The organism is Pseudomonas sp. P2S-1 (genome assembly GCF_057197725.1).
In genome coordinates this window covers 3,832,661-3,848,381 of sequence record NZ_CM170068.1, presented here as the reverse complement: position 1 = coordinate 3,848,381, position 15,721 = coordinate 3,832,661, and the positions used below count along the sequence as shown (strand labels likewise).

At 64.6% G+C, this 15,721-nt stretch carries 16 protein-coding genes; 3 read left to right on the top strand and 13 right to left on the bottom strand.

The window, feature by feature from the left end; genetic code table 11:
* Positions 1–147: 147 nt before the first annotated feature.
* From AC2CQI_RS17070 to leuS, 5 genes are all read right to left on the bottom strand, one after another.
* Positions 148–1,458, bottom strand: a complete 1,311-nt coding sequence (locus AC2CQI_RS17070) for a lytic murein transglycosylase (protein ID WP_075802240.1) — start codon at positions 1,456–1,458, stop codon at positions 148–150.
* A gap of 63 nt (positions 1,459–1,521) precedes the next feature.
* Positions 1,522–1,686, bottom strand: a complete 165-nt coding sequence (arfA, locus tag AC2CQI_RS17065) for an alternative ribosome rescue factor ArfA (RefSeq protein WP_075802239.1) — start codon at positions 1,684–1,686, stop codon at positions 1,522–1,524.
* Positions 1,687–1,760: 74 nt separating this feature from the next.
* Positions 1,761–2,798 carry a DNA polymerase III subunit delta gene (gene holA / locus AC2CQI_RS17060; RefSeq protein WP_075802238.1) on the bottom strand — a complete coding sequence of 346 codons (1,038 nt, stop codon included), beginning with the start codon at positions 2,796–2,798 and terminating at the stop codon, positions 1,761–1,763.
* A gap of 35 nt (positions 2,799–2,833) precedes the next feature.
* Positions 2,834–3,439, bottom strand: a complete 606-nt coding sequence (locus AC2CQI_RS17055) for an LPS-assembly lipoprotein LptE (RefSeq protein ID WP_484577402.1) — start codon at positions 3,437–3,439, stop codon at positions 2,834–2,836.
* 64 nt (positions 3,440–3,503) lie between these two features.
* Positions 3,504–6,110, bottom strand: coding sequence for a leucine--tRNA ligase (gene leuS, locus AC2CQI_RS17050; protein ID WP_484577401.1), 2,607 nt, complete (start codon positions 6,108–6,110; stop codon positions 3,504–3,506).
* A gap of 237 nt (positions 6,111–6,347) precedes the next feature.
* On the opposite strand from leuS, the gene AC2CQI_RS17045 reads away from it, so the two are divergent.
* A complete protein-coding gene (locus AC2CQI_RS17045; protein WP_075802235.1) occupies positions 6,348–6,665 on the top strand; it encodes a hypothetical protein in 318 nt (105 codons plus the stop codon).
* 123 nt (positions 6,666–6,788) lie between these two features.
* Positions 6,789–7,550 (top strand): YdcF family protein, encoded by a 762-nt coding sequence (locus AC2CQI_RS17040; RefSeq protein WP_484577400.1) that lies wholly within the window; start codon positions 6,789–6,791, stop codon positions 7,548–7,550.
* A 114-nt stretch (positions 7,551–7,664) separates the two neighbouring features.
* On the opposite strand, the gene lnt is transcribed toward AC2CQI_RS17040, so the two are convergent.
* The 4 genes from lnt to AC2CQI_RS17020 are packed head-to-tail and all read right to left on the bottom strand — an operon-like array spanning position 7,665 to position 11,515.
* Positions 7,665–9,182 carry an apolipoprotein N-acyltransferase gene (gene lnt, locus AC2CQI_RS17035; protein WP_075802233.1) on the bottom strand — a complete coding sequence of 506 codons (1,518 nt, stop codon included), beginning with the start codon at positions 9,180–9,182 and terminating at the stop codon, positions 7,665–7,667.
* 8 nt (positions 9,183–9,190) lie between these two features.
* Positions 9,191–10,030, bottom strand: a complete 840-nt coding sequence (locus AC2CQI_RS17030; protein WP_075802232.1) for a CorC family transporter — start codon at positions 10,028–10,030, stop codon at positions 9,191–9,193.
* Positions 10,031–10,035: 5 nt separating this feature from the next.
* A complete protein-coding gene (gene ybeY, locus AC2CQI_RS17025) occupies positions 10,036–10,530 on the bottom strand; it encodes an rRNA maturation RNase YbeY (protein WP_075802231.1) in 495 nt (164 codons plus the stop codon).
* Positions 10,523–11,515 carry a PhoH family protein gene (locus AC2CQI_RS17020; RefSeq protein ID WP_075802230.1) on the bottom strand — a complete coding sequence of 331 codons (993 nt, stop codon included), beginning with the start codon at positions 11,513–11,515 and terminating at the stop codon, positions 10,523–10,525. Before AC2CQI_RS17020 ends, ybeY begins: the two co-directional genes overlap by 8 nt.
* Before the next feature lie 251 nt (positions 11,516–11,766).
* Here AC2CQI_RS17020 and AC2CQI_RS17015 point away from each other — a divergent pair, with 251 nt between their 5' ends.
* Positions 11,767–12,093 carry a DUF1820 family protein gene (locus tag AC2CQI_RS17015; protein WP_484577399.1) on the top strand — a complete coding sequence of 109 codons (327 nt, stop codon included), beginning with the start codon at positions 11,767–11,769 and terminating at the stop codon, positions 12,091–12,093.
* Positions 12,094–12,099: 6 nt separating this feature from the next.
* Here the strand turns inward: AC2CQI_RS17015 and AC2CQI_RS17010 are convergent, their stop codons facing one another.
* The 4 genes from AC2CQI_RS17010 to AC2CQI_RS16995 form a co-directional block, all read right to left on the bottom strand.
* A complete protein-coding gene (locus AC2CQI_RS17010; protein ID WP_075802228.1) occupies positions 12,100–12,651 on the bottom strand; it encodes a tetratricopeptide repeat protein in 552 nt (183 codons plus the stop codon).
* Between the two features lie 200 nt (positions 12,652–12,851).
* Positions 12,852–14,135 carry a glutamate-1-semialdehyde 2,1-aminomutase gene (gene hemL, locus AC2CQI_RS17005; RefSeq protein WP_484577398.1) on the bottom strand — a complete coding sequence of 428 codons (1,284 nt, stop codon included), beginning with the start codon at positions 14,133–14,135 and terminating at the stop codon, positions 12,852–12,854.
* A 16-nt stretch (positions 14,136–14,151) separates the two neighbouring features.
* The gene (gene thiE / locus AC2CQI_RS17000; RefSeq protein WP_484577397.1) at positions 14,152–14,778 is read right to left on the bottom strand and encodes a thiamine phosphate synthase; all 627 of its coding nucleotides are present in this window, start codon (positions 14,776–14,778) and stop codon (positions 14,152–14,154) included.
* A 30-nt stretch (positions 14,779–14,808) separates the two neighbouring features.
* Positions 14,809–15,606: a hydroxymethylpyrimidine/phosphomethylpyrimidine kinase gene (locus AC2CQI_RS16995; RefSeq protein ID WP_484577396.1), complete on the bottom strand. Its 798-nt coding sequence runs from the start codon at positions 15,604–15,606 to the stop codon at positions 14,809–14,811.
* Between the last annotated feature and the right edge of the window lie 115 nt (positions 15,607–15,721).

Here is a 15,721-nt window from a genome sequence, read left to right as displayed (position 1 = left end):
CCATGAAAAAGCCCCCGTACCTGTGAAGGTCCGGGGGCTTTTTGTTGTCTGTTCGGGCCTCATCGCTGGCAAGCCAGCTCCCACAGGGACCGCGGTGCACGCAATCCTTGTGGGAGCTGGCTTGCCAGCGATAGGGCCCGGGAGAGCTCAGCGAGTCTTGAGGCTATCCAGCAGCTTATGGGTCGGATATCCATCCGCCGGCCAGCCCCGCTGCTGCTGGGCATTGCGAATCGCCTTGCGGGTATTGGCGCCAATGATCCCGTCTGCATTCCCCGCCTCGTGCCCGCTGGCATTGAGCAGCTCCTGCAGCTCGATCCGCTCGCTGCGGCTCAGCGGCAGGTCATCCTTGGGCCAGGCACCACGAATGAAGCCCGAGCCCTCGAAGCGCTCGCTCAGCAGGCTGACCGCCAGGGCGTAGGCTGACGAGTTGTTGTACTTGAGAATGGCGCGGAAGTTGTCCAGCACCAGGAACGCCGGGCCACGGTAGCCCGCGGGCAACAGCAGGGCAGCGGAAAGTTGTTCGCTGCCGGCCGGGACACGGGCACCCGCCGGCAGTTGCACGCCCAGGCGCAGCCATTCGGCAACGGTCTTGCGCTGCGCGCCATCGGCGATCCAGTAGTCGAAGCCGCTCGGCACGGTGACCTCGAAGCCCCACGGCTCGCCACGCTTCCAGCCCGAACTCTGCAGGTAATGGGCAGTGGAGGCGAGGGCGTCGGCTGAGCTGTTCCAGATATCGCGGCGGCCATCGCCATCGAAGTCCACCGCATGCGTGTCGTAGGTGGTGGGAATGAACTGGGTCTGGCCCATCGCGCCGGCCCAGGAGCCACGCATGGCCTCGGGAGCGATGTCGCCGTTCTGCAGGATCTTCAGCGCGGCCAGCAACTGCTCCTGGGCAAACACGGGGCGGCGGCCTTCATAGGCCAGGGTCGCCAGGGAGCGGATCACCGACTTGTTGCCCTGGAACTGGCCGAAGTTGCTTTCCATGCCCCACACCGACACCAGTACGTCCCGTTCAACGCCATAGCGCTGTTCGATACGCCCCAGCAACTCGCTGTTTTGAGCCAGCAGGGCTTTGCCATTGCGCACACGCACCGGCGACAGGGCGCCCTCGAGGTATTCCCAGACTGGCCGGGTAAATTCAGGCTGGCTGCGGTCGGCCTTGATCACATCCATGTCCGGAGTGATGCCGGCGAACACGCGGTCGAACAGGCTGGCCGAGACACCGGCCTGCAGGGCTTGCTGACGGAAGTTGGCCTGCCATTGGGCGAAGGTCTGCTGCGGCAGGATTTCGATATCGGCGGCCGGGGTGGCCTGGGTGAGGACTGGCGCTGGCTGCACCGGCGCGATGGGCAGGGCATCGGCGGCGGTAGGGTGTTCGGCGCAGGCAACGAGCAGGACGAGGCTGGAAGCGGCGCTCAACTGGCGGAATTGCCGACGGCGGGGAAGGCGGAAAGGCATGCACTAATCCAGGTAATACGGGTCAGGTGACGACCATATCATGCCTGCGGTTTTCCTGCCTTTTCATGCAGCCATAAAGGAAGAAGCCTCCCAATCTCTCGATTGGAAGGCTTCGCGGCGGTAGCTGCCTTTGCCCTTTTCCGCTCGTTCCTGACGGCAACGGAACAGGGGCTGGGCGACGATGGATTTGGCCTTGTTGGGCCGGGACTTTGCCGGTTTTTTGCTCATGGCGGGGATCCTGCCTGGGTGGATTCGCGCGCACTATAGGACTGCTGTGCGTCCACTGCAAGACCGTCGGTCCCTCACTCCGCCGGCAACGCCAGGCGCTGGCCGGCCATCAGCAGCGACAGGCGGGTCAGGCTGGTCCATGGCGACCCCTGGGCCTGGCCCTTGATCTGCGCATCGATGCGCTGGGCGTCGAACAGCAACTGGCCCCAGCGTTGCGCCGAATGGCGCTGCAGGGCCTTGCTCATCAGCGGGCGGCGTTTGTCCCACACCGGTGGCTTGGCCTGGCTGAAGGCCTTGTCCAGTGGCACGCCCTGGCTGAATTGCTGGGCCAGGCCGGTCAGCACCCGCAGCTCCCGGGCCAGGGCCCAAAGGATCACCGGTGGCTCGACGCCTTCGCCGCGCAGGCCCTCGAGCATACGCAGGGCATGGGCCGCTTCGCCATTGAGCACGGCGTCTACCAGGCCGAAGACATCGAAGCGCGCGCTGTCCGCCACGGCACCCTGCACGGTTTCCACGGTGATGGTGTTGCCGTCGGCCAGCAGCTTGAGCTTTTCGATTTCCTGGGCGGCCGCCAGCAGGTTGCCCTCGACCCGCGCCGCGATCAGCTCTACAGCGTCGCGTTGCGCAGAGAGCCCGGCCTGGGCCAGGCGCTGGTTGATCCATTGCGGCAGTTGCTGGGTATCCACGGGCCAGATCTGGATGAACTGGACCTGCTGGCCATCGATCAGCGCCTTGCCCCACTTGGTTTTCTGCGCGCTGCCATCAAGCTTGGGCAGGCTGACCAGCAGCAGGGTGTCGTCAGCGGGGCGCGAGCAATATTCGATCAGCGCTGCGGCGCCTTTATCGCCGGGCTTGCCGGAGGGCAGGCGCAGCTCCAGCACGCGTTTCTGGGCGAACAAGGAAAGGCTGGCACCGGCCTGGAGCAGGGTGCCCCAGTCGAAGTTGGCGTCGGCGCTGAATACCTGGCGCTCGTCGAAGCCTTGCTGGCGCGCGGCCAGGCGAATGGAATCGGCGGCTTCCTGGCACAGCAGCGGATCGTCGCCGCTGACCACGTAGACCGGGGCAAGGGCGCCTTGCAGGTGTTTGTTGAGTTGGGCGGGGGCAAGTTTCATAAAGAAGTCGGGGCGCCGAAGCGCCCCGTCCGCTCTCAGTTGGCCGGAATTTCCAGCGGCGATTGCTGTGGCTGGGCATCCTGGGCACGTTGGGCGGCTTCCAGTGCCGCCGCTTCGGCTTTGGCGCGGTCGTCAGCCTTGGCTTGCAGTTCATCCAGTTGGGCAGGCGTCAGTTGCTGCAGGCGCAGGATCATCCGTTGTACCAGCTCGCGGCGCATTTCCTTGCGAATCTGTCCGGACTCCTGGCCGGAGCCTGTGATGTTGTTGCCGTCATACAGGTAGACCTTCTGCACTTCGAGCTTGTCGCTCAGCAGGACGGTGTTGTTGCGGCCCTGGATGTCGTAGCTCAATTGGGTTTGCAGTTCGTACTCCACCGAACGGCCGCTGCCGGCATAACTGGCTGCACGCTGGGTTTCGGCCTCGTTGGTCAGAACCAGCCTGTACGGTGCGCCGCTATGGACGTTGACGCCGCTGTTCTTCAGAACGTCGCGCAGTTGGGTGACCGTCTCGCCGTAAGCGTTGCGCGCGCTGACTTCGAGCTCCTTGATCGCCAGCTCGTTGCTATCGGTACCGCGCAGGTGGAAACCGCAGGCGCTGAGCATTACGGCCAGGCCCATCACCAGCAGATTGCGTTTGATCATCTTGTTGCTCCCTGGAAACCTTTGGGGATATCTGTACGGGCGCCCCGCAAGGCGCCCGATCCTGTCAGTTGGCGACGATGTTGACCAGCTTGCCGGGAACCACGATGACCTTGCGGATGCTCAGGCCTTCGGTGAAGCGCAGCACGTTCTCGTTGCTGCGCGCGGCGGCTTCTACTTCCTCGCGGCTGGCACCGGCCGGCATGTCGATCTGGCCACGGAGCTTGCCGTTGACCTGGATGACCAGCTGGATGCTGTCCTGTACCAGCGCGCTGTCGTCGACGCTCGGCCAGCCGGCATCGATCGCCGCACCCTGGTGACCCAGGCTCTGCCACAGGCCGTGGCTGATGTGCGGGGTGATCGGGGCGAGGATCAGGGTCACGGCTTCCAGGCCTTCCTGGATCAGGGCGCGATCCAGTTCGCTGGTTTGCGAGGCTTTTTCCAGCACGTTCATCAGGGTCATCACCTGGGCGATGGCGGTGTTGAACTTGTGGTGCTGACCGACATCGATGCTGGCCTGACGGATCGCCAGGTGCGTGGCGCGACGTACGGCTTTCTGTGCGTCGTCCAGCGCCGAGAAATCAGCCTTGGCCGGCAAGCCCTGGGCCACATGGGCCTGGGCCAGGCGCCAGACACGGCGCAGGAAGCGGCTCGCACCCTCGACACCGGAGTCGGACCATTCCAGGCTCATGTCGGGCGGCGAGGCGAACATCATGAACAGGCGGCAGGTGTCGGCGCCGTAGGCATCGATCATGGCCTGCGGGTCGACGCCGTTGTTCTTCGACTTGGACATCTTCTCGGTGCCACCGATTTCCACCGGCAGGCCGTCGGTCTTCAGGCGGGCGCCGATGATCTTGGCCTTGGCATCACGCTCGATCTCGACGTCGGCCGGGTTGAACCAGTCCTTGCCGCCGTTGGCCGCGACGCGGTAGTAGGTCTCAGCGACCACCATGCCCTGGGTCAGCAGGTTCTTGAACGGCTCGTTCGAGCTGACCAGGCCTTCGTCACGCATCAGCTTGTGGAAGAAGCGCGCGTAGAGCAGGTGCAGGATGGCGTGTTCGATACCGCCGATGTACTGGTCGACCGGCAGCCAGTGGTTGGCGGCTTTCGGATCCACCAGGCCACCCTCGTAGTTCGGCGAGGCGTAGCGGGCGAAGTACCAGGACGACTCGACGAAGGTGTCCATGGTGTCGGTTTCGCGCTTGGCCGCAGTACCGCATTTCGGGCAGGTGCACTCGTAGAACTCGGGCATCCGCGCCAGTGGCGAACCGGCGCCGTCCGGCACCACGTTCTCCGGCAGGGTGACCGGCAACTGGTCTTCCGGCACCGGCACATCGCCGCAGGACGGGCAGTGGATGATCGGGATCGGGCAGCCCCAGTAGCGCTGGCGGCTGATGCCCCAGTCGCGCAGGCGGAACTGGGTACGGGATTTGCCCAGTTCCTTGCTGATCAGCGCGGCTTCGATGGCGTCGAAGGCGCCGGCGAAGTCCAGGCCGTCGAATTCGCCGGAGTTGATCAGTTGGCCATGCTCGCCGTACGCGGCCTGCCACTCAGTACCGACTTCGTCGCCGGCGCTGGTGCGGACCACGGCCTTGATCGGCAACTGGTACTTGCTGGCGAACTCGAAGTCACGCTCGTCGTGGGCCGGAACGGCCATGACCGCACCGTCGCCGTAGTGCATCAGCACGTAGTTGGCGACCCATACCGGCAGTTTCTCGCCGGTCAGCGGGTGGCGGACCATCAGGGAAGTGGCAACGCCTTTCTTCTCCTGGGTGGCGATGTCGGCTTCGGCCACGCTGCCGCTCTTGCACTCGTCGATGAAGGCTTGCAGCGCCGGGTTGCCCTGGGCGGCCAGGGTGGCCAGCGGGTGCTCGGCGGCAACGGCGACGTAGGTGGCGCCCATCAGGGTGTCCGGACGGGTGGTGAAGACTTTCAGTGCGCCGGACTGGCCGATGCTGGCCTCGTCATAAGGGAACTGCACTTCCATGCCGCGGGACTTGCCGATCCAGTTGCGCTGCATGGTCTTGACCTGCTCGGGCCAGCCCGGCAGCTCGTCGAGGCTTTCCAGCAGCTCGTCGGCGTAGTCGGTGATCTTGAAGTAGTACATCGGGATTTCGCGCTTCTCGATCAGCGCGCCCGAACGCCAGCCACGGCCGTCGATGACCTGCTCGTTGGCCAGCACGGTCTGGTCGGCCGGGTCCCAGTTCACGGTACCGTTCTTGCGGTAGATCACGCCTTTTTCGAACAGGCGGGTGAACAGCCATTGTTCCCAGCGGTAGTAGTCCGGCTTGCAGGTGGTGACCTCGCGGGACCAGTCGATCGCCAGGCCCAGGCTTTTCAGCTGGGCTTTCATGTAGGCGATGTTCTCGTAGGTCCACTTGGCCGGCGCGACGTTGTTCTTCATCGCGGCGTTTTCTGCCGGCATGCCGAAGGCGTCCCAGCCCATCGGCTGCAGGACGTTCTTGCCGAGCATGCGCTGGTAGCGCGCGATCACGTCGCCGATGGTGTAGTTGCGCACGTGGCCCATGTGTAGCTTGCCGCTCGGGTACGGGAACATCGACAGGCAGTAGTAGGTGTCCTTGCCTGGCTGTTCACTGACTTCAAAAGACTTGTGCTCGTCCCAGTAGGACTGGGCGGCGGCTTCGATTTCGCGGGGCTGATAGTGTTCGTGCATGGCTACTTTGCGCTGAGAAATGGGAGACCTTATCCAGGCTGGTCGCTGACCGTTTTCGCCCGGCAATCCGGTGTCAAGAAACGCCGTAGCATACATGACCCCCAATGGTCGTGGGAAACCCTGATTGCATCGCCAGGCGCCGCCGCGGGCCGTTGGTCGCGGCGTCCGGCCGGTTTCCCGGGTGACGCTAAGCTCATTCGTGGGGGAGATGAATTTTATCTTCAATGAGGTGAACGGATGGGAGAGTCGCAGCAACATGCACCGAAACCGGAAGTCTACGAACGCCTGATCGACCGCCTGGGACTGGCCCTGGACACGGCCCGCACCTCGCTGCGATTGCGCGATGAAATGCCCGCCGAGCTTGAGTTGCGCGGCCTCAGCCGTGCCGAGTTCGACGTCATCAAGGCCTGGCTGGAAGCCGCTCCGGCGCGGGGCCAGAAGATTTCCGTCGCTTTACCCCCGGTAGAAACGCCCACCCCGGGCCGGGTCATCTGGCTCAAGGACCGGAAACGTTCCGCCACAGCACTCAAGTCCAGAACGCTGAACTGCAAATAATCGTTCGGGATATCAACGGCGCAGGATGGAGTGCGCCACGCGGGATTCTCGTCTCTGACCGGCGCCTGGTTTTGCCAGGCGCCGTTTTTCATTAGGCTTGCGGCACTTTCAGGGAGATGCCCAATGCCGCTTCGCTTTTTCATCAAGCAATGGTTGATGCCGCCAGGTGTGCTGCTGCTTTTGCTGCTCGTGGCCTGGTGGTTGCGCACATCGTGGCCGCGCACGGCGCGCGTGTGCTTTATCGGCGGGCTGGGCGGGTTGTGGCTGATGAGCCTGCCGGTGGTGATGCAGCATCTGGCCGGACGAATCGAGACCGTGCCGCCCCTGGCGGTGAGCGAGTGGGCGGGGTTGGCCGGGCGGGCAGATGCGATCGTTGTCCTGGGGGCGGGGCGTGAGCGCGGTGATCCGGCCTGGGGCGGGCAGGACCAGCCGACCGGCGTGGTCCTGGAGCGCATGCGCTATGCGGCGCAGTTGGCCAAGGCTTCGGGGCTGCCGCTATTGACGAGCGGTGGTCTGCACTACGGCTCGCCGCCGAGCGAGGCGCGGTTGATGGCGGACTCGTTGCAGCGCGATTTCGGAGTGCCAGTGCGTTGGCTGGAAGAGGAGAGCCGCACCACCTGGGAAAACGCCGAACTGAGCGCGGCGATCCTTCTGCCACAAGGCGTCAGGCGGGTGGTGGTGGTGACCCAGGCCTGGCATATGCAGCGCTCGGTGTGGAGTTTCCAGCGGGCCGGCTTCGACGTGGTGGGGGCGCCGGTGGGGTTCATGGGGGTCGACAACGGACGGCCGTTCGGCGGCTGGGTGCCGGATAGCAAGGCGGTGTGGCAGAACGGCCAGCTGTTCAATGAGGTGGCCGGGTTGATCGGTTATCGGCTGTTCTATTGAGTTGTTTTTGATGGCCTCATCGCTGGCAAGCCAGCTCCCACAGGGTTCTGCGGCGCACGCAATACCTGTGGGAGCCGGCGTTGCCGGCGATGAGGCCATTAGCAACACTCCAAATCAGACGGTCTTGGCGATCCGGCTGGTAACCAGCGCCCAGCCCAGCAGCAAGGTGCACAGGATGATCAGCGGCCACGAACGCCATTGCAGATACGGCGTCAACTGCTGCATCGGCACCACGTCACCATAGAGAATCCCCCGCTCGAACTGCGGAATCTGCGCCGTCACCCGGCCAAACGGGTCGATCAACCCGGTCACCCCGTTGTTGGTCGCGCGGATCATCCAGCGTCCGGCCTCCAGCGCACGCATCTGTGCCATCTGCAGGTGCTGCAGCGGGCCGATGGACTTGCCGAACCAGGTGTCGTTGCTGATGGTCAGCAGAATGTCGCTGCGCGCCGCCAGGCTGGCGGCCAGCTCCGGATAGACCACTTCGTAGCAGATGAACGGTGCCAACTGGTAGCCCTTGGCCTGCAGCAGCGCCTGGTCGGCCGGGCCGCGGGCGAAGTCGGACATCGGCAGGTCGAAGAACTCGATCACGCCGCGTAGCAGGTCCTGCAGCGGTACGTATTCGCCGAACGGCACCAGTTTCTGCTTGAGGTAGGTACCGTCGCCTTCACCCATGGCGGTGATGCCGTTGAAGTAACGGCGTTGCCCATGCTCGAACAGACGTACCGGTACCCCGGTGATCAGCGCCGAATGCCGGTCGCCGGCAAAGCCGCTCATCATGTCCAGGTAGCCCTGGACGCTGTCCTTGAACACCGGCACCGCCGTTTCCGGCCAGACGATCAGGTCCGCCGGCTTGCTGGTGAAGCTCATGTCGCGGTACAGCTCCAGTTGATGACGCAACTGATCCGGTTCCCACTTCAGGCTTTGTTCGATATTGCCCTGGATCGCCGCGACCCGCAGCGGCTCGCCGGACGGCACGGTCCAGGCGTGGCCTTTCAGTGCGAGGCCGACGGCCCATGGACCGATCAGCAGCGCGATGCCGGCAGCCAGGAATGCCTTGCGCTGGCGCAGGCGATGCAGGTTGCACAGCAGCGCAGCGGTCAGGGCCAGGGTGAAGGAGATCAGCCACATGCCACCCAGCGGCGCAAGGCCGGCCAGGGGGCCGTCGAGCTGGCTGTAGCCAGCGTAGAGCCAGGGGAACCCGGTGAGGAACCAGCCACGGAAGGCTTCCTGGCCCAGCCACAAGGCGGCAAAGCCGAGGGCGTCAGCCAGCGGTGCTTCGTTGCGCCGCAGCCAGCGCGCCCAGACCCAGGCGGGCAGGGCGAAAAACCAGGCGATGGCGGCGAAGAAGGCCAGCATCAAGCCACCGGCCAGCAACGCCGAGGCGCCGCCGTAGTCGTGGATGCTGACGTAGATCCACCAGGTGCCGGCGGCGAACAGGCCGAAGCCGTAGTGCCAGCCGCGCCAGAGTGCCTGGCGCGGGCTCAGCTCGCGCAGGCCGAGGTAGAACAGGCCCAGGGCGACCAGGGCCAGAGGCCAGAGGTCGAACGGGGCCAGGGCCGGAGTGGTCAGGGCGCCGGCCGCCACGGCCAGCAGGTTACCGGGCCAGCCGGGGCGGGTGATCCAGCGCATGGTTGTCCTTAACGGGTGACGGGTGTCAGGCGCAGCAAGTGTATCCGGCGGCTGTCGGCGTTGAGGATACGGAAGCGGTAAGGCCCGATTTCAGTGGTTTCATTGCGCTTGGGCAGGTGCCCGAAGGCGCTCATGACCAGGCCGCCAACGGTGTCGAACTCGTCGTCGGAGAACTCGCTGTCGAAGAACTCGTTGAAGTTCTCGATCGGCGTCAGTGCCTTGACCAGGAAGTCACCGCTGGGCAGCGGCTTGATGTAGCTGTCTTCCTCGACGTCGTGCTCGTCCTCGATATCGCCGACGATCTGCTCCAGCACATCCTCGATGGTCACCAGCCCCGCCACGCCGCCGTATTCGTCGATGACGATGGCCATGTGGTTGTGGTTGGCGCGGAATTCGCGCAGCAGCACGTTGAGGCGCTTGGACTCGGGCACGAAGGTGGCCGGGCGGAGCAGGTCCTTGATATTGAAGCTGTCGCCGTTCTCCTTGAGGATCAACGGCAACAGGTCCTTGGCCAGCAGCACGCCGAGGACATCGTCATGGCTTTCGCCGATCACCGGATAGCGCGAGTGCGCGGCGTCGATGATCGCCGGCAGGAACTCCCGCGGCGACTGCGAGGCCTTGATGCTGATCATCTGCGAGCGCGGCACCATGATGTCGCGGACCTGCAGGTCGGCGACCTGGATGGCGCCTTCGACGATGGTCAGGGCTTCGCTGTCGAGCAGCTTGTTCTGGTGGGCTTCGCGCAGCAGCTCAAGGAGCTCCTGGCGGTTTTTCGGCTCATGGGCAAAAGCCTGGGTCAGCTTGCCAAGCCATGACTTCTGCCCGTTGCTCGATCGATCTTCGCTCATGGCGGTTACTCGTGATCCTTGCTGTTTTCAGTGTGTGGGGTGTCGTCTTCGTCGTCGGCGTAAGGGTCCGGATGACCCAGTTCGGCAAGCAACGTTCGTTCCAGCGCTTCCATTTCCTCGGCCTCATCGTCGTCGATGTGGTCGTAGCCCAGCAGGTGCAGGCAGCCGTGGATGACCAGGTGCGCCCAGTGGGCCTCGAGGGATTTGCCTTGCTCGGCGGCCTCGCGCTCGACCACCGCGACGCAGATCACCAGATCGCCCAGCAGCGGGATATCGAGCATGTCGTCAGGTACGTCGGCGGGGAAGGACAGGACGTTGGTGGCGTAGTCCTTGTGCCGGTAGGTGTGATTCAGCTCGCGGCCTTCGGCTTCATCCACCAGACGGATGGTCATTTCCGAATCCGCCGTGCGCTGGCGCAGGGCCAGTTCGCACCAGCGGCGGAACAGGGCTTCGTCGGGCGCGGCCGCTTCGGTCGCGATCTGCAGGTCCAGTTCAAGCATTGCGTGGGTTGCCTTCGGCCTGCTGGTCGTCGAAACGCTCGTAGGCTTCGACGATGCGCTGTACCAGTGGGTGGCGCACCACGTCCTTCGGCTGGAAGTGGGTGAAGCTGATGCCCGGCACGTCCTTGAGCACCTGGATGACATGGGCCAGGCCGGACTTGGTGCCACGCGGCAGGTCGACCTGGGTGATGTCGCCGGTGATCACGGCGGTGGAGCCGAAACCGATGCGGGTCAGGAACATCTTCATCTGCTCGACCGTGGTGTTCTGGCTTTCGTCGAGGATGATGAAGCTGTTGTTCAGGGTGCGGCCGCGCATGTAGGCCAGCGGGGCGATCTCGATCACCTGGCGCTCGATCAGCTTGGCCACGTGTTCGAAGCCGAGCATTTCATACAGTGCGTCGTACAGCGGACGCAGGTACGGGTCGATCTTCTGCGCCAGGTCGCCGGGCAGGAAGCCGAGCTTTTCGCCCGCCTCGACCGCCGGGCGCACCAGCAGGATGCGCCGCACTTGCTCGCGTTCCAGCGCATCGACGGCGCAGGCCACGGCCAGGTAGGTCTTGCCGGTACCGGCGGGGCCGATGCCGAAGTTGATGTCGTTGTTGAGGACTTCCTTGACGTAGCGCTGCTGGTTGAGGCCGCGCGGACGAATGACGCCCTTGCGCGTGCGCAGCGATACGCTGACTTCGTTGACCGCCGGGTTTTCCAGCGCTTCGACGGAGGATTCCTGCAGGTAGAGATGGACCATTTCCGGCGACAGCTCGGTGGCCTTGGTCTCGCGATAGAGACGGCGCAGCAGCTGCTCGGCGGTGGAGGTGACCCGGGGCTCGCCGATCAGTTCGAACTGGTTGCCGCGGTTGCGGATCTCGATGGCCAGGCGTTGCTCGATCAGGCGCAGGTGCTCGTCGAACTGGCCGCACAGATTGGCGAAACGGTGAGCTTCGAAAGGCTCGAGCATGAAACGATGGGGTTCGATGGGTGCGTTCAAGGTTGTTTTAAGCCGCCCTTGGGCAAGGAATATGGTTTCAAGAATAACCTCGACTGCCTGGCCGCGAAAGCGCTGAAACGATCAATGGGGTGCCAGGGCGCGAATGGCGGGGCAGGCTGTCGATCCGCCCGGGCATTGTCGCAGTGGAAGTTGACGATTCGGTTATGCCGTCAAGGCAAGCAACTGCCAGCCGGCCAAGGCCCCTGTGCTATGATTCGCGACCTTTTTGACTGCCATTCTCCCTGCCGAACATGACCAAGCGCGAAGCCCCCATCTACAAAGTGATCTTCCTCAACCAGGGCCAGGTGTTCGAGATGTACGCCAAGCAGATCTACCAGAGCGATCTGTGGGGCTTCCTGGAAATCGAGGAGTTCGTTTTCGGCGAGCGCACCCAGGTGGTGGTCGATCCAAGCGAAGAAAAGCTCAAGGCGCAGTTCGAAGGGGTGACCCGCAGCTTCGTGCCGATGCATTCCATCGTGCGCATCGACGAGGTGGAGCGCCTGGGCACGCCGAAGATCAGCGAGGCCAAGGGCACGGGCAATGTCATGCCCTTCCCGATGCCGATGCCGGAAAGATAAGCAGGCTCAGGGAAGCGGCGAGAAGGGCGTGCGTCCGTCGGCGGACTGCAGCTCCAGCAGGTATTTGCGGAAGATCTGGCCCAGCACCTGGGTGGCGTTTTCCAGCTCGTCGCGCTGCATCCGCGCCGACACTTCGTCGGCCTCGTCCAGCGCATCCTCGGCGCCGTTGACCGCCGCCATCTTCAGCAGGATATAGGCCTGCACGTTGTTGGCCGCCACGCCTTCGCCGCGGGCGAACATCATCCCCAGCTTGTATTGCGCATCGGCATGGCCCTGCAGCGAGGCCTGTTCGAAGTAGCTCAGCGCCTGGTTCAGATCGCGGGGAGTGTTCTTGCCATCGAAATAGAACGCGCCCAGCTCGTATTGCGCCTGCGCATCACCGGACTGCGCGACCTGCTTGCAGCGGTTCACGGCGTCGGCGAGCTCTTCGGGGGACGTGTTGAGGGTGCAGCGGCCCGTGGTGGGGATCAGCAACGAGTTACCGCCTGCCGCAATGGCCAGCAGGGGCTGAAGTAGCAACAGGCAGCCCAGGGCGAGGGCGCGGCCGGCGCGGTTCATGGTGATCGACTTACCTCTGCAAAGCTGCGGCCAAAGTGTGTCTGGTGGCACATTATGGGTTAAGCAGCGCCCACCTTACAAAGTCTTTACCAGAATTTCTGCCAATGAGGCGCAATTCCGTCATAAGGCTGTGGGGCTTTCTTACAAAACAGGGGCGAAAGGCTTACCTGCCTGACGCCCCTGCCTTTTTCCCGAACGCCTTATTTCAGGGCGGCAAATGCCCGCTCGGCGGCATCCAGGGTGATCTTCAGCTCGGTCTCGCCGTGGGCGATCGAGGTGAAGCCGGCTTCGAAGGCACTTGGCGCCAGGTACACGCCGCCTTCCAGCATCAGGTGGAAGAAGCGCTTGAAGCGCTCGACGTCGCTGCCCATCACGTCATCGAAGGTCACGATATCGTCGGCACCGGTGAAGTACAGGCCGAACATGCCACCGGCTTGCGTGGTGACGAACGGTACGCCCGCCGCATCGGCGCGCTGTTGCAGGCCATCCAGCAGGCGGCTGGTGAAGGCGCTCAGTTCGTCGTGGAAGCCCGGGCGGCTGATCAGCTTCAGGGTGGTCAGGCCGGCGGCCATGGCCAGCGGGTTGCCGGACAGGGTGCCGGCCTGGTAGACCGGGCCCAGCGGGGCGATCTGCTCCATGATGTGGCGCTTGCCGCCGAAGCAGCCGACCGGCATGCCGCCGCCGACGATCTTGCCGAAGGTCGACAGGTCCGGGGTCACGCCGTAGTGCGCCTGGGCGCCGCCGAGGGCGACGCGGAAACCGGTCATCACTTCGTCGAAGATCAGCACCACGCCGTGCTGGTCGCACAGGCTGCGCAGGCCTTCGAGGAAGCCCGGCGCCGGCGGGACGCAGTTCATGTTGCCGGCCACCGGCTCGACGATGATGCAGGCCACGTCCTTGCCGACATTGCCGAGCATCTCGGCGACCGCGTCGATGTCGTTGAACGGCAGGGTCAGGGTGTGCTTGGCGAAGTCCGCCGGCACGCCGGCAGAGCTCGGTACGCCCTGGGTCAGCAGGCCGGAGCCGGCTTTCACCAGCAGGCTGTCGGAGTGGCCGTGGTAGCAGCCTTCGAACTTGATGATGCTGTCGCGACCGGTGAAGCCACGGGCCAGGCGGATGGCGCTCATGGTCGCCTCGGTGCCGGAGCTGACCATGCGCACCATTTCCATCGACGGCACCAGCGAGCAGACCAGGTCGGCCATCTCGGTTTCCATGGCGGTCGGAGCGCCGTAGGACAGGCCGTGGGCCAGTTGCTTGCGCACCGATTCCAGCACGTCCGGGTGGCTGTGGCCGAGGATCATCGGACCCCAGGAGCCGACGTAGTCGACATAGCGCTTGTCATCTTCGTCGGTGACGTAGGCACCTTCGGCATGCTTGAAGAACAGCGGGGTGCCGCCGACGCTGCGGAAGGCGCGGACCGGCGAGTTCACACCGCCGGGAATGTGTTTCTGGGCGCTGGCGAACAGGCTTTCGGAACGGGACATGGGAGTTCCTCGTAAATCAGAGACTGGAGAAAAGGGCGTTGAAGGCACGGGCGCGGCGTGTCACTTCTTGCGTGCTGTCGGCACCGAACAACCCGTGGATCACCGCCAGCAGGTCGGCACCGTGCTCGACCAGCGGCGTGGCGTTGTCCAGGGTGATGCCGCCGATCACCGCCACCGGCAGCTTGACCCGCGCCTTGGCCTGGCCGATCAGGGCGAGGTCGCAGGCGGGGGCACCGGGTTTGGTCAGCGAATTGAAGAAGCGTCCGAAGGCGACATAGCTGGCGCCTTCCTGGCTGGCCTGCTCGGCCAGCTCTAGTTGTGCGTGACAGGTGGAGCCGATGATCGCGTCCTTGCCCAGCAAGGTGCGCGCCGGGGTCAGCGGACCGTCGGTCTGCCCCAGGTGCAGGCCGACGCCCAGGCGTGCGGCCAGTTCGGCGTCGTCGTTGATGATCAGGCGGGTCTTGTAGCGCTCGCACAGATCGCGCAGGGCCTCGGCCTCGCGCAGGCGCTGGGCCTGGTTGTCGCTCTTGTCGCGGTACTGCAGCAGGGTCACCCCGCCTTCCAGCGCGGCTTCGACATAAGGAAGAAAACGTCCGGCCAGCAGTTGGCTGTCGGTGATCGCATACAGACCGCGTAGCTTCATTACAGGCGCCTCACAGCGAAAAAACCTGCTTCAGGAGCAGAAATCCAGGGGCAGGCGACGGGGCACGTATTGGCCCTTGCCCAGTTGTTCGGCGTCGCGCAGGGTCCGCCAGGTGTAGTCCAGGGCGCTGCGCACGGCGCTGTGCAGTTGCTCGCCGAGGGCCAGGCGACCGGCCAGGGCGCTGGCCAGGGTGCAGCCGGAACCATGGTAGCTGCCCGGCAGGCGCTGGCAGGTCCAGGTATGACGCTGGCCGTCGCGGCTGTACAGGCGGTTGTGGATCTCGGTCTCGTCGCCGTGGCCGCCGGTGATCAGCAGGTGCTCGACATACGGCAGCAGCTTCTCTGCGCATTCATCGGCGCTGCCTTCCGGCAGTTCGGCGAGGATGCGCGCCTCCGGCAGGTTCGGCGTGGCGATCGTGGCCAAGGGCAGCAGGCGTTCGCGCATGGCGTAGCCGACTTCGTCCTTGCCCAGGCGACCGCCACCACCGGCGCGCAGCACCGGGTCGCAGACCATCGGCAGGTGCGGGTGGGCCGTCAGCAGTTCGACCACGGTATCGACCATTTCCAGCGAACCGAGCATGCCCAGCTTGACCGCCGCGACGTCGGAGTCGGCGAGGACGATATTGGCCTGGGCCAGTACCCATTCGCGGTCGAGCACGCGGAAGTCCTGGACATTGACGGTATCCTGCACGGTCAGGGCGGTCACGGCGGGAGCGGCGTGACAGCCTTGCGCGATCAGGGCTTCGATATCTGCCTGCAGGCCGGCGCCGCCACTGGGGTCGTGGCCGGAGAGACAGAGGACAACGGGGCGGGAGCTGTAGATAGTCATAGGTGCGCGAGCTTACCACCAAACGCTTTTGCCGGGATGGCCGTCGCTTGGGAGTTTTCTGGTCGATTGGTCAAGAATTGTTCTTGTATGCGCTGAAAGTGCCGTTCCAGAGCCG